At 66.0% G+C, this 13,756-nt stretch carries 12 protein-coding genes; 2 read left to right on the plus strand and 10 right to left on the minus strand.

The features are described from left to right. Positions 1–5 precede the first annotated feature (5 nt). The 6 genes from ACQ4WO_RS26185 to ACQ4WO_RS26210 form a co-directional block, all read right to left on the minus strand. Complete coding sequence (locus ACQ4WO_RS26185; RefSeq protein ID WP_436483862.1) at positions 6–440, minus strand: hypothetical protein; 435 nt, start codon at positions 438–440, stop codon at positions 6–8. Next, on the minus strand, positions 437–1,876 hold the full coding sequence (locus tag ACQ4WO_RS26190) for an efflux transporter outer membrane subunit (protein ID WP_436483863.1): 1,440 nt from the start codon (positions 1,874–1,876) through the stop codon (positions 437–439). Before ACQ4WO_RS26190 ends, ACQ4WO_RS26185 begins: the two co-directional genes overlap by 4 nt. Next, positions 1,873–2,943, minus strand: a complete 1,071-nt coding sequence (locus ACQ4WO_RS26195) for an HlyD family secretion protein (RefSeq protein ID WP_436483864.1) — start codon at positions 2,941–2,943, stop codon at positions 1,873–1,875. Before ACQ4WO_RS26195 ends, ACQ4WO_RS26190 begins: the two co-directional genes overlap by 4 nt. A gap of 26 nt (positions 2,944–2,969) precedes the next feature. After that, positions 2,970–4,493, minus strand: coding sequence for an MFS transporter (locus ACQ4WO_RS26200; RefSeq protein ID WP_436483865.1), 1,524 nt, complete (start codon positions 4,491–4,493; stop codon positions 2,970–2,972). 117 nt (positions 4,494–4,610) lie between these two features. Further along, positions 4,611–5,531 (minus strand): LysR family transcriptional regulator, encoded by a 921-nt coding sequence (locus ACQ4WO_RS26205; protein WP_436483866.1) that lies wholly within the window; start codon positions 5,529–5,531, stop codon positions 4,611–4,613. A 78-nt stretch (positions 5,532–5,609) separates the two neighbouring features. After that, the gene (locus ACQ4WO_RS26210) at positions 5,610–6,308 is read right to left on the minus strand and encodes a UPF0149 family protein (RefSeq protein WP_034759318.1); all 699 of its coding nucleotides are present in this window, start codon (positions 6,306–6,308) and stop codon (positions 5,610–5,612) included. Between the two features lie 102 nt (positions 6,309–6,410). Between ACQ4WO_RS26210 and ACQ4WO_RS26215 the strand changes: the two genes are divergently transcribed. After that, complete coding sequence (locus ACQ4WO_RS26215; protein ID WP_436483867.1) at positions 6,411–7,424, plus strand: SrkA family protein kinase; 1,014 nt, start codon at positions 6,411–6,413, stop codon at positions 7,422–7,424. 125 nt (positions 7,425–7,549) lie between these two features. Continuing rightward, positions 7,550–9,976 (plus strand): coiled-coil domain-containing protein, encoded by a 2,427-nt coding sequence (locus ACQ4WO_RS26220; RefSeq protein ID WP_436483868.1) that lies wholly within the window; start codon positions 7,550–7,552, stop codon positions 9,974–9,976. Positions 9,977–9,981: 5 nt separating this feature from the next. Here ACQ4WO_RS26220 and ACQ4WO_RS26225 read toward each other — a convergent pair whose 3' ends face one another. The 4 genes from ACQ4WO_RS26225 to ACQ4WO_RS26240 form a co-directional block, all read right to left on the minus strand. Next, positions 9,982–10,935 (minus strand): hypothetical protein, encoded by a 954-nt coding sequence (locus ACQ4WO_RS26225; protein ID WP_436483869.1) that lies wholly within the window; start codon positions 10,933–10,935, stop codon positions 9,982–9,984. A 249-nt stretch (positions 10,936–11,184) separates the two neighbouring features. Next, positions 11,185–11,559, minus strand: coding sequence for a DUF8785 domain-containing protein (locus tag ACQ4WO_RS26230; RefSeq protein ID WP_034759290.1), 375 nt, complete (start codon positions 11,557–11,559; stop codon positions 11,185–11,187). A 24-nt stretch (positions 11,560–11,583) separates the two neighbouring features. Further along, entirely contained in the window at positions 11,584–12,828 is a 1,245-nt protein-coding gene (locus ACQ4WO_RS26235) for a TerD family protein (protein ID WP_436483870.1), read from the minus strand. Continuing rightward, positions 12,825–13,754 carry an HpcH/HpaI aldolase/citrate lyase family protein gene (locus tag ACQ4WO_RS26240; protein ID WP_436483871.1) on the minus strand — a complete coding sequence of 310 codons (930 nt, stop codon included), beginning with the start codon at positions 13,752–13,754 and terminating at the stop codon, positions 12,825–12,827. The genes ACQ4WO_RS26235 and ACQ4WO_RS26240 overlap by 4 nt, the downstream gene beginning before the upstream one ends. Positions 13,755–13,756: the final 2 nt, after the last annotated feature.

Here is a 13,756-nt window from a genome sequence, read left to right on the forward strand (position 1 = left end):
CCCATTTACCAGACGTCAGCCGCGCGCGGCCGCGCCATCTGGCCGCTTCCCAGCAGCCACACCATCAGGGCGTCGGCCTGTTCGCGCGTGGCCGCCACTTCCTGCACGATGCCGAACGCTTTTATGGCGCCGGCCGCCATCGCCTGCAGGCGCGCGCGCTGTTCCGCGTCCGCCTCGATGGACACCAAGCCCCGGCAAATAGCGGCCAGCGCCACCTTGTTGTGCTTGAGCCACAGGCCGCGCCGCTTGCGGTCCACGTGCGCTTCGTCGCTGCGTTCCTCTTCGAACAGCATGACGAACGGTTCGCCGTGGCGCAGCAGCGCATCCATGTCGTTTTCCCACAGCGGGGCATAGCCGGCGACGGCCGTTTCAGGGCGAAAGCGCACGATGGGAAAGTCGCTGACGTCGTGGATGGAAAAATGTGCGGGGTTCGGTTTCATGGCGTGCTTCTTTGCGAGGTGGTTGAAAAGGCTTGCCAGCCGCCGCCCAGCGCCTTGTAGACCTGGACCAGCGACAGCGACGCGGTGGTGCGGCTGTCGACTAGCGCCGCTTCGTTGTTCAATAAAGTGTTTTGCACGTGCAGCACGTTGATCAAGTCCGTGCCGCCTTGGCGGTATTGCAGTTCCGCGCTGCCCAGCGCGCGCCGTCCCTGTTTGACGGCTTCATCGAGGCTGGCCTGGCGGCGGGCGTTGGCCTGGTAGCCGGACAAGGCGTCTTCCACCTCGTGCCAGGCGGCCAGCACGGTCTGCCGGTAGGCGATGGCCGCTTCCTGCTGCTGCGCCTCGCGCAATTGCAGGTTGCCGCGCAGGCGGCCGCCATCGAACAGGGGCACGCTGAAGCCGGGGCCGAAGGCGAAGCGTTTGGCGTCCCAGCCGATGTCGGACAGCTGCATCGCTTGCAGGCCGATGCTGCCCGAGAGCGTGATGCGCGGATAAAAATCGCCTTGCGCCACGCCGATGGCGGCCGTGGCCGCGTGCAGCTGCGCTTCGGCGCGGCGGATGTCGGGACGCCGTTCGGCCAGGCTGCTCGGCACGCCCAGCTGCACCTGCATGGCCACGGCGGGAATGTCCTTGCCGGCCGCCAGTTCCGCCTGCAAGGTTTGCGGCGGCAGGGCCAGCAAGAGGGCGAGGGCATTGCCCAGGCGCGCTTCGCGCTGCTGCAGCGGCGGCAAACGCGCTTCGATGGTGGCCACGTGGGCCGCCGCCTCGGCCTCGTCGAGCTGCGTCGCCGCGCCTTCGCGCAGGCGGATGCGGGTCAGCTCCAGCGTATGGCGGGCGATATCGAGCAGCTGCTGCGTGATGGCCAGCGTTTGCTGCGCGCCGCGCAACTCGATGTAGTCGCGCGCCGTCTCGGCCAGCACGGCCAGCAGCACGCCGCGCTGCGTTTCCTGGGCCACCTCGACCCTGGCGTCGGCCGCTTGCACTTCGCGCCGCACGCGGCCCCACAGGTCCAGCTCCCAGGCCGCATCGAGGTTGCCTTGCCACAGGCTGTAGGCGGATTGGCCGTTGTTGCGCGACGGGTCGCTCAAGCCTTGTTCGCTGTTGCGCGCGCGGCTGTAGCCGCCATGCGCGCCCAGGGACGGGCCTTGCGCGGCGCCGATGACGCCGCGCGCGGCGCGGCTCTGTTCGAGCCGGCTGGCGGCCGCCAGCACGTCGAGGTTGGCGCCGGCGGCGCGCCGCAGCAGGGACGACAGAGTGGCATCGCCAAAACCGTCCCACCAGCGCTGCTCGATGGCGCCATCGTGCTGCGCGGCGAAGCGGGCGTCCTGCGCCTGGCGCCATTGCTGTCCCAGGCCATGGGGCGGGCGCTGGAAGTCGGTGCCGACACTGGCGCAGCCGGCCAGGCCCAGGGCCGTAATCAAGATCAGTGCTTTCATCGTGCGCTCACCTGTTGCAGAGCTTGACGGCGCATCGCCGTATCGATGCGCACTTCGGCCGACATGCCCACGCGCAGGCGAGCGTCGCCATCCTGGCCCGGATCGAGCGCGATCCTGACGGGGATGCGCTGCACCACCTTGGTGAAGTTGCCGGTGGCGTTTTCCGGCGCGATGGCGGCAAACGTCACGCCCGTGGCCGGCGCGATGCTGTGCACGGTGCCGTGCAGGAGCACGCCCGGATAGGCGTCGACGGCGATGCTGGCGCGCTGGCCCTGGCGCACGTGCGTGAGCTGGGTTTCCTGCAGGTTGGCGACGACGAAGCTGCGGTTCAGGGGCAACACAGCCATCAGGCTGGCGCCGGGCGCCACCAGGGCGCCGACGCGCACGGCGCGGCGTCCCACGATGCCGTCGATGGGGGCGCGCAGCTGCGTATGCGACAAATCCAGTTCGGCCCGTTGCAGGCTGGCGCTGGCGCGCAGCAGGGCCGCTTCGGCCGCGCCTTGCTGCGCTTGCAAAATGTCCGTCTGCTTGCGGGTGGCAACCAGGGCGGCGCGATTTTGCGCCAGGCGCGCGCGGCTCACGTCGTAGCGCGATTGCGCCTGCTGGGCGTTTTGCACGCTGCCCGCGCCCTGGCCGGCCAGGTGCGTTGAGCGGGCCAGTTCCTGCTGCGCCAGTTTGTCTTCCGCCTGGTTGGCCTCGACCAGAGTGGTGGCTTGTTCGATCACCGATTGCTGGCGCTGCAAGGTGGCGCGGGCATAGTCCAGCTGCGCCTCGGCGCCCGCTACTTCGGCGCGGGCCGAGGCGGCGGCGGCTTGGTAATCGCGGTCGTCGATGCGGGCCAGCAGATGACCCGCCTTGACAGCCTGGTTGTCTTCCACCAGCACTTCCCGCACGATGCCGCCCACCTTGGGGGAGAGCACGGTGTAGTCGGCGCTGACGAAGGCGTCGTCGGTGCTTTGTTCTTCGCTGCGGGAAAACAGCAGCTGCCAGGCGCAAAAGGCGAGGGCGCAGGCCAGCAGGGCCAGGCCGAGGAGGAAAGCGCGCGAGCGCAGTATGGGTTTTTGCATGGGGATGCTCTTTCGTAAAATAAAAATCAGGCGACGCGCGGCGGATAGACGCGCGTCGGCAGGATGGGAATGATCACAATCATGGCCAGCGCGATGGCGGCCACGCAGAGGTACAGGTCGGACGAGGTCAGGGTGACGACTTGCGCATGCATGCGCTGCGCCAGCCATGGCACATCGACGGCGCCCGGCAGATTGCCCAGGCGTTCGCTGAGCACCGTCGAATGAAAATGGTTGCGGCGCGTGATCAGCGCATCGAGCACGCCGGTGGCGACGACGGCCGACATGCCCTTGATGGTGTTGAACCAGGCCGAGGCGAATGGGCCATCCTGCGGCGCCAGGCCCGTGGTGGCCAGCAGCAGCAAGGGAATCACGGCCATCGGTTGCGCAAAGATCTGCACGGCTTGCAGCAGGTAGAAATGCGTGCGTATCCAGTCGGGCGACATGCGCGCGCCCAGCACGCAGGACAGGGCCAGCAGGGCCAGGCCGATGGCCAGCACCCAGCGGCAGTCGACGGCGCGCAGATTGCACAGGGCGGCCACCAGCGGCAGGGCGATCAGCTGCGGCAGCGCCACCATCAGCATCACGGGCGCCGTTTGCAGCGGGCGGTAGGCGTGCACCTGCGCCAGGTAGGACGAGGGGATCAGGATCACGGCCAGCAGCACGAACAGCACGCCGCCCAGGGTCAGCAAGGCATGGCTGAGATTGCGCCGCGACAGCAGCTGCAGCTTGAAAAACGGCAGCGGATGCGACCACTCGTTGATGAAGAACAGCACCAGCAGCACGGCGCCGCCGCCCAGCAGCACGCAGATCAGCGGCGAGGCGAACCACGCCAGGCGTTCGCCCTGCAGCATGCCGACCACCAGCATGCTGATGGCGGGCAGGCCAAGCAGCAGGCCGCGCCAGTCGAACTGGCGGAAACGTTCGAGGCGCAGCGGGTCTTGCGGCAAGCCCCAGGACACCATCAGCAGGGCGACGATGCTGCCCGGGACGACTTGCCAGAACGCCCATTGCCAGCCCAGGTACTCGGTCCAGAAGGCGGCCAGCGGCGTGCCCAGGCTGGGGCCGAAAGTGGCGCTCAGCGCATAGCCGCCCAGGCCATACAGCTTGATGTTCGGCGGCAGGAAGCGCAGCGCCACCGTCATCAGCATGGGCGGCAGGGCGCCGCCGGCCGCGCCCTGCACCACGCGCAGGATCATCAGCACGGACAGGTTCGGCGCAAACGGGCATAGCAGGCCTGCGGCCATGCAGACGATGATGGCGCCGGCCGTCAGGCGGCGCAGCGAGAACGTGACGGAACACCACGGCGCGAACGCCATGGCCGACACCGAGGCAGCCGCATACAGGGCCACGAGCCAGCTGGCGTCGTCGCGCGCGATGCCCATGGCGCCGCGGATGTCGGCCAGCGCGATCTTGGTGATGTTTTCATTCAGGCCGGCCACCAGCACGGCCAGCAGCACGCCGGTCAGGCCCGTGGCCAGGCGCAGGCCGAAAGCAGGTGGAGCAGGCGGCGCGGCCGCGGGGACGGCGCCGGGAAGGGGGACAGCGGACACAGGGAACTCCGTGGATGAGGATCAGTCCACGCAGTATAGGTAGCCGTTAATCTTGTGAAAATTGATAATTAAGGAAGTGTGAATTGCGTCTGGTGCAATAGTGGTTGAGCTCAGCCCCTAGGTGCCTGGCGGCGTGCCGCCGCACAGCTCCTTGATCATGCGGCGCAGCCAGCGGTGCGCGTGGTCGTGGTCGAGGCGCGGGTGCCAGGCCTGGAAGACTTCCACGCTGTCGACGGGGACGGGCAGCTCGAACGTGCGCAGCTTCAGGCCCAGGCGCTCGACGATGGCCAGCAGGGGCGTGGGCATCAAGGGCAGCAGCAGGCGCGAATCGGCCACGGCGAAGATGGCGGACTGGAAATTGGGGCTGATCAGCGAAACCCGGCGCGTGTAGCCCCGCTCCGCCAGGGCCGTGTCGAACGGGCCGCGCGCCAGGCCGCGCCGCGAGACGCTGATATGTTCGTACTCGGTAAAGCTGTCGAGATTGATGGGGCCGTCGAAGATCGGGTGGTCGCTGCGGGCGATGCCGACAAAGCCGCTGGTAAATAGCTGCTGCAGCTTGATGTCGGGCGCAAAGGCGCGCCGCGCGCTGATGTACAGGTCGATGCGGCCCGCGTGCAGGGCGTCGTTTTCCGTGGCCCCATCGCCTTCGGGCACGAAGCGCAGCACCGTGTGCGGCGCGTGCACGGCCAGCAGGTCGCGCAGCTTGCCGCCGTAGGCGCCGACAAACACGTCGTTGGCGCACAGGCTGAAGGTGCGTTCCAGGGTGCGCAAGTCGACTTCGCGGCCCGACGTGAAGATGGCGTGCGCCTGCTCCACCACGCCGCGCACTTGCTCGCGCAATTCCAGTGCGCGCGGGGTGGGCGCCAGGCCGCGCCCGGAGCGCACGAAGACGGGGTCGCCGATGGCGTCGCGGATGCGCGCCAGGGTGCGGCTCATGGCCGGCGCGCTCAGGTTCATGCGCCGCGCGGCGGCCACGGCGCTGCCTTCCTCGAGCAGAATGTCGAGGGCGACGAGCAGGTTCAGGTCGGGGAGTTTCATGCGCCGATTATAGCCCGGGGGGCAGCGCCGGCGCTGCACCGGCAGGACGCCGGCGCAACAGGGAATGCTACTGCGCGATTACTCGGCTGCCGGCTCGGCGCCGCAGCATTTCTTGAACTTCTTGCCGCTGCCGCAAGGGCAGTCGTCGTTGCGGCCCACTTTCGGCTCTTCGCGCTTCATGGTTTGCACGGGAGCTTTGCGGCGCGGGACCCAGAAACGGTGGATGGCCGGCAGGTTCGCTTCCAGTTCCTGCGCCAGCTTGTGCGCCTTGACCGGGTCTTCCACCAGTTTCAGTTCTTCTTCCTTGATTTCGTCGGCGCCCAGCAGGTAGATCGGCTGCATCAGCTCGGCCACTTCGGAATCCCAGATTTCATTCCACGAGCCCGGACGCAGTTCCATGCCGTCCCAGAAGCCCCAGCACCAGGCTTCGGCGTCGATCAGGGTCTGGCCTTCGTAGTCGTGTTCGACGAACAGGGCTTCGAACTCCTTCGGCGCCACTTCAAACGTCACCAGCACTTCGTTCATGAAGCGCATGATCAGGTTGACGATGCGCTCTTCTTCCTTGCTGTTCTTGAATTTTGGCGCGTCGTTGACATCTTCGCCCCACACGCGCGGCAACCATTCGGCCGGCATGATCGGTTCCGGGCCGATGGCGACGGCCGTCAGATAGCCGTGCAGCATATCCATGGTCATCGCGTCTTCGGAGCACCGGTCCGACAACAGGAATTGGTCTAATTCGTCAAATTCTTTTTCTGATAATGGCTGTTCGAGTTGCATGGCTTGCTCTTTTATGAATGTAAGGCGCCAGTATACGCCTTGCGGCGCTTCATCACCGAAGTGTTTGCACCTGCGGCCCGCGCGCGCCTTACAATGTCGCTTATGCACAATGAAAACCAGCCGCACGAGGACGACCGGCCCGTCCATCCCTTTTCCGCCCTGAGCCCCGATTGCGTGCTTGACGCGCTCGACAGCGTGGGACTGCGCGGCGATGGCCGCCTGCTGGCCTTGAACAGCTATGAAAACCGCGTCTACCAGGTCGGCATCGAAGACAGCGCGCCCCTGGTCGCCAAGTTTTACCGTCCCGCGCGCTGGAGCGATACGGCCATCCTGGAAGAACACGCGTTCGTGTCCGAGCTGGTCGAGCGCGAAATCCAGGTGGTGCCGGCGCTGGACATCAATGGCAGCACCTTGCACCAGTACCAGGGCTTCCGCTTTGCCGTCTTCCCCCGCCATGGCGGCCGCGCGCCCGAGCTGGACGACCCGGCGACGCTGGAATGGATAGGGCGCTTCATCGGCCGCATCCACGCCGTCGGCGCGCTGTCTACCTACAAGGAACGGCCTGCGCTCGACCACCAGACGTTTGGCGTCGAACCGCGCGAGTTCTTGCTGGAGGGTAATTTTCTGCCGCCCGAACTGCTGGCCGCCTATTCCAGCGTGGCGCAGCAGGCGCTCGACGGCGTCAAGCGCTGCTATGACCGCGCGGGCGACGTGGCCATGCTGCGCACGCACGGCGACTGCCATGGCGGCAACGTGCTGTGGACGGACGCCGGCCCCCATTTCGTCGATTTCGACGATAGCCGCATGGGACCGGCCATCCAGGACCTGTGGATGATGCTGTCGGGCGAGCGCGGCGACATGGTGCGCCAGATGAGCGACATCCTGGCCGGCTACGAGGATTTTTGCGATTTCGACCCGCGCCAGCTGTACCTGGTCGAAGCGTTGCGCACCCTGCGCCTGATCCATTATTCGGCCTGGCTGGCGCGCCGCTGGGACGACCCCGCCTTCCCCGTCGCCTTCCCGTGGTTTAACACGCAGCGGTATTGGCAGGACCGCATCCTGGAACTCAGGGAGCAGGTGGCGTTGATGGACGAAGCGCCGCTCTGGCCTATTTGATCTAAACGCCCGAAAAGCGTGGTAAAAGGCGCTCTTCTTGCCGCGCTGATTTGCGCATGCCTGTTCGATAATGGTGGTAATAAATTCCTGGAAGCAACGGAATTCACCCGAACAAGCGAGAAATCATGCAAGCACAGCAAAATCAGCGCCAGGCCGCCTCCCTTACCGTCGCGTATTCCGCCGACGACGAGTTCGACCAGGACAGCATCGTTTCGCTGCATGATTTCAAGGACCTGGAGCGCAAGGCGGAAGTGCCAGCTGCCGCCATCGCGTCCGAACCGCAAGCCGAACCGCCAGCCGAAGCCGATACCAAGGCGCCCGCCGTCGAACGCCAGAAAATGGAATTGAAAGCCATTCACGAGGCGATTGCCCGCGTGGAAGCGGAAGCGAAGGCCACCTGCGCCGCCGAAAGCCGCGCGCTGGCCGAGGCGCGCGTGCGCTCGCTGGCCGAGGACCGCGCCGCCATCGACGCGGCCGCCGCCGCCGCCGCCCAGCAAAATGCGCAGGCCGCCGAGGAAGCGATTGCCGCCAATCGCGAACGTCTCGATACCATGCGTGCCGCCGCGCAAGCCAGCGTGGCCCGTCTGGAAGCCGTCAAGCAGGAGACGGCCGAATTGCGCGCCCGCGTGGAGTCCGACAATGAAATCCGCCTGGCCGCCGAACAGCGTGCGCGCGCCGAACAGGAAAGCCGCTTGCGCGCCAGCGAGCAGGTGGCCGTGCAGTCGGAACTGGCCGAACAGGCAGCCCGCGCCGCCGAGGAATTGCAAGTGCAGACGGAGCAGGCGCGCCTGCAGGCCGTCGAGCGCGTCGCCGCCGTGCAGGCGGCCAAGGAAGAAATGGTGGGCATCGCCTCGGCCGATGCACGAGTGGCCGTGCTGGCCCGTGAACGTGAGCGGCATGCGCACGGCGCGCGCCAGACGGCGCAGATGCTGGCCGAAGCGGAAAGCGAAGCGCTGGACTTGACGGTGCAGCGCGAGCGCGCCGACCAGATCGCGCTGGAATCGGCCTTCAACCGCGCCGCCGCCGAAGTGCGCGCCCTGGAAGAAGCGCGCGCGCTGGCGCACCTGGAACAGGAGCGCGAAGCCATCGCCTTGGCGCAGGCGGAATCGGAACGCCATGCGGCGCAATCGCTGCGTTTGCGCCTGCAGACGGAAAAGGAATTGCGCGACGCGGCCATCCACCGCGAGCGCCTGGAAATGGTCGCCGTGGCCAGCGCGCAGGCGCGCCGCGATGCCGACGTGCGCATCCTTGCCGCCACCGAGGCGCGCATCGAGGTGGACCGCCAGCTGCGCGCCGTGGCGCTGGCCCGCGTGACGGCCGAACAGGATGCGGAAATCGCCGGCCACGCCAAGCTGGAAGCGGAAACGGCGGCCCTCGAAGAAACCAAGGCCCGCGAAGCGGCCGAGCAGGCCGCCGCCGTGGCAGCCGAGCGTGAACTGGAAGAGCAGCAGCGCGCCGCCAGCCTGGCGCAGGAACGCGCGGAACTGGCGCGCCTGGCGTCGGAACTGGCCGCCAGCCAGAATGAAGCCGAGCAGGCCGAAGTCGATGCAGGCAAGGCGACATTGGCCGCGCAGGCGCAGGCGTCGCAGCTGGCGCAGGACAAAGCCCGTCAGGCAGAGCAACTGCTGCAGGCGGAGCAGGAGCGCCTGGCCGCCGAACAAGCCGCTATTGCCGCTCTGAAAGAAAAACTGGGGGCCGAAGCGCTGGCGTTCAACGCGGCGCAGGAACGCATCGCCGCCGAAGGTGCGCAAGCGGAACTGCTGCGCGGCCAGCACGCGGCCGAACAGGCTTTGCGGGAAGCGGCGCAAAAGGAAGCGGACGCCATCCGCATCCTGATGGACCAGGCCCTGGTCGAAGGCGAAAAAAAGGCCGCCGCAGCGCTAGCCGTGCAGGCGCAGGTGCGCCTGGCCGTGGAACTGGGCCAGGTGCATAGCGAGCGCGCCCGCGTGGAAGAAGACAAGGCGCAAGCGGCTGATGCGCTGCTGGCGTCCGAGCGCGATTTTGTCGCGGCCGAACGCGAGTCGCTGGCCCTGATCGCGCAAAAACTGGTGCAGCAGCGCCAGACCAGCAGCGCAGAAGAGCGCGCCTCGCAAGCCATCGCCGGTCGCCTGGAAGCGGAAAAGCAGGCGACGGCAGCCGCCGAAACGCGCGCCGCCATGGAACAGCAGGCGCTCGACGCCATGCGCCAGCGCGAGCAGCTGGAATTGGCGGCACAGCAGGCCGCCAGCGAGAAACTCGACGCGCAGCAAGCGTTGCTGGCCAGCGCCCAGGCCCATGCGGCCCTGCAGCGCAAGGCGGCCGAGACGACACGCGCGATGGCGGCCGCCAAGCAGCAATTGCTGGAACGGGAAATGGAGCGCGCGCAGCAGCAAGAGCGCGAACTGGCCGCCCTGCGCGCCAGCCTGGAGCAACCGCAAAGCGCGTTTTCCAGCTCCCTGACCGCCGCCCGCGCGAAAGCCGAACAGGTGAGCTCGGCCAGTTTGACGCGTGAAGTGATCGAGAGATTGACGCAGCCGAACGAGTCAGCCGGCGCCGTATGGCGTTCGCGCTAGAACGTTTAAAACTTCCTGCCCATGCCCACCAGCAACACATCGGCATCGCGGTGGTAATCCGTTACCACCCGGTTCCACGCCACTTGCGCCAGCCAGTGGCGGTTGACGTGGTAGCGGGCCACGGCTGACAGCAAGCCTGTCAGGCGCGTGTCGTGGCCCTGGGTGTCGCGGCCGTCCCAGGCCACGTACGGACCGGCGCCCATGCCGAATTCCACCTTTTCATTGAGCGAGCGGATCAGCCACAGCTGGGCGGCCGCGCCGCGCCGGTGCGCCAGCGCCGTGCTGCCTTCGTCGATGAGGGTGGCGCTCCAGTCCACGTATTTCCCCGCCGCGCGCCGGTATTCCAGGGTGAACGGGCGCGAGGATTCGGAGCGGAAGCTGTTGACGATGGTGTGTCCTGTCGACAAGGTCAAGGTGTCGTCGTACGCCCAGTTCTGCAGGTGCAGCTTGGCGCCCGGCACGCCGTCATAGCGGTAGCCGGCGCCGATCAGCAGGTGCGTGGTGGTGTCCTTGCCGCTGGGGCGGATGCGGTTGACCTGGGCCAAGGCATACCAGCGGTTGTCGAATTGCCAGCGCGCCTGCAGGCTGGCGATGGAACCCCAGCCGTGGTCATTGTCGAAATTGTGCGGCGCTTCGTCCGTCTTGGCCGTGTCGAAGAAAAAATAGCGGCCGATGCCGGCGCCCAGCATCAGGCCCTGGTCCACGTTTTTCGTGCGCAGCCAGACCTGGCCCGCCATGCCGTCGCGGTGATGGTTTTCCGGATGCCCTTCGTTGATATACGACAGGCTCACCGCATTGTAATTGCCCACCGGCTGCGTGTAGCTGATGGCGCCGACAAAGGTGCGTTCATTGGTCGAGTTGACTTTCAGGGAACCTGCCATGCCGGAGATATCCTGGGCCTGGGTGGACAGGGGGAGGGCGGCGGCCAGCAGGGCCAGGACGGTGTATGGTAGGCGCATGACGTTTCCAGTGACAGAGGTGAATACACGCTAACGGTCGTCTGGCGGCGCATCATGCGATTGCGCAAGCATCTTGCACATTGACTACATTTGTAAACTGTTTCAGCCAGAACTCATCACAAGTGTATAAGAAAGTGAGAATGCGTGAGGCGCGCCATGCATCGATGGCAGGAAGAGGGGCGGTAGCTGGAGGGGGAATGGCGCCGGCGCGAGAAAGGCTGGCCGGCGCGATGCTGCGAAATTGCGGTGTTACTGGCTCAATACGACTTTATCGGCAAAATATTCCGTCTCGCCGAAGCATTGCGTGGGCACGCCCTTGTGCTGGCTGTAGGTGACGAGGATGCGCTTGCCGGCGGCGGCCGTCAATTGCTTCGCCACGTCTTCATCGCGCACGCTGAACTGGAATTTTTCCGGAATGGTGCCCGGCAGCGCCGTCAGCAGCAATTCACCTTCCCATGTCTTGCAAATCCAGCCCCGCTTGGAGAACTTTTGCAGGTAGCCCGCCCGTTCGCCTTCCGAGTACGAGAAACTGAGGGCCATCCACGTGTAGGCTGCCAGCAGCAGGAAGCCGGCCACGAGGAAGATGGCAAAGGCGAAGGTGACTTTTTTGGTCGTAGGGGTCATGGTTGGGTTGTCTAGGTAAAAGGATCAGTCCTTGCGGCCGGCTTTCCAGTTCAGGCCGAAATTGTAGCGTTCGTCCATGGCCTGGTGCGCCGTGATTTTACCTTGGCCGCCGAAGTATTCCACCAATTTTGTCACCTGCAGGTTGCCGCCGTGGTTTTCCAGCATGGCGATGGCGCACATGGCGTGCGAGCTGTCTGTGTCGAGGCGTACTTCCACGGTAGGTTGGCCTGGAATCTCGATCGTCACGACGCCATCGGTGGCGGCCCAGTTCGGCACGCCTTCGTAGATGAAGGCGTAGACGAGCACGCGCTTGATCTGGTCGAAATGGGTGCCGTTGATGAAGATGTTTTCACCGCTGCTGATGCTGCCCGTGCGGTCGTCGCCTTCCAGGTGGATGTACGGCGGACGGTCGTAGGCACCCCAGCTGTTGCCCAGTGCCTGCACGGCGCTTTTGCTGCCATTGCTCATTTCAAACAGGCAGCCGATATCGAGGTCGATGCCGCCCGAACGGCCGGCCGGCTTGTTGAACAGCTTGCCGAGGAAGCCCGTGTCCAGTTTCGAGGCGGGCGCCTGGCCTTGCGACGCATTCTGGTTCCAGTTCAGGTTCACCTTGATGCGGCCATAGCCGCCGCTGTCGCGCTTGTCGAGCGAGATCTTGTCGCCGCGTTTTTCCAGGCGGATTTTCGACAGCGAGATTTTATTCGCCGCAGGCGGAGCTGCTGGCGCAGGTACGGAAGCCGCTGCTGGCGCCGGGGAGGACGCCCCCGCTTCGCTGCCGCCGAAGTGCTTCAGCAGCGCCGCCAGGCCGCCCGCGAAGCCCTGGCCCACGGCGCCGAAGCGCCAGCTGCCGTCGCGGCGATACAGTTCGCCGATGATGACGGCTTTCTCGTCCTGGAAGTCGTTGCCCGTGAAGGCGAACGTGGCAGCCTGGCCCAGCGCCATGCTGGAGTTGCCCAGCGCGCGCATGCTGCCCTGTTCCGTCGCCGCCGTGAACACCAGCTTGTCGATCGTGGCGGGCAGGCGGGAAAGGTCCACCTGGAAGGTGGAGCGGGGACCATTCAGCTCCACCGTGACGGCGTTGTCCGGCGCGCTTTTCTGGTTGAAGAACACCATGTAGCGGTCGTCCGACAGCTTGCCGGCCGCATCGACGCCGAAGCAGCTGACGTCCACTTCCATCGAACCCGAAACGATATCGAGCGTGACGGCAAACGGGCCGTTCAAGCCCAGGTCGGCCAGTTTGCCTTTTTGTCCGCGTGTGAAATTGGTCATGGTCGTGCAATCCCTTCGTCGCTGGAGAGTTGAGTCAATGAGGTAGTCGGATGGTGCGCGGCGGCGCCATCGGCCGCATGGCGGATGCCGAACAGGCGCGCCTGCTCGATGATGCGCAGCGCCCAGCTGGAATGGGTCGCCACTTCGCACATCGATTCCTGCATGCGGAACACGGCCGGGCTGTCCGGGTCGATGATGCGCAGCGCCAGTTCGATGTCCGACTGCGCCACCTGGTAGTGGCGTTCGATCTGCGGCACCTGGTCCGGATGGATGGCCGTCTTGGCGATCATGCCGTGCGCCATGTCCTGCGCCACTTCCGCGTCCAGCCAGCTGCCCTGCGACAGGTGCTCGAAGACGGGCGCCGTCAGCTGGAAGCCGTGCGGTTTGAAGATGGTGACCAGGCGGCCGATGACCTGGCCCAGCGGCGTCTGGTAGATGGTGCCGCTGGTGGGGCGGCGCAATCCCAGCAGGGCCAGCAGATCGTTGCCGCCGATGCGCAGGGCCAGGATGCGGCGCCGCACTTCCGGCGCGGACAGGATGATGCGGAACTGCTTCATTTCCTCGTCGTCGAATACTTCCGCCGTTTCCAGGGTCGGCATCAGCAGATGGTGCGTGTGGCGCACCAGCTCGAAATACGCGTTGAAATTGCTGCGCGTGGATTTCGGCAGCACGAAGCCGCTCAATTTATCGGCACCGGGCATGGCCAGCACGCGCGCCAGTACGTCGAGATTGCGCACGCGCACGAAGCGCAAGGTATCCGAGTCGTCGCACATGTTTTGCAGCGCCAGCGACAGATTGAACAGCGCGTAACTGAGGTCGCGTTCCGCAATGGCGTCTTCGGTGCAAAGGATCACCGACCGCAAATGGCTGAATTTGTCGCCATTGGCGATTGCCAGCAAATCCTTGTGCGTGGTCGGCACATACATGG

It is taken from the genome of Janthinobacterium aestuarii, assembly GCF_051380835.1.
Taxonomy (GTDB): Bacteria; Pseudomonadota; Gammaproteobacteria; order Burkholderiales; family Burkholderiaceae_D; genus Janthinobacterium; species Janthinobacterium aestuarii.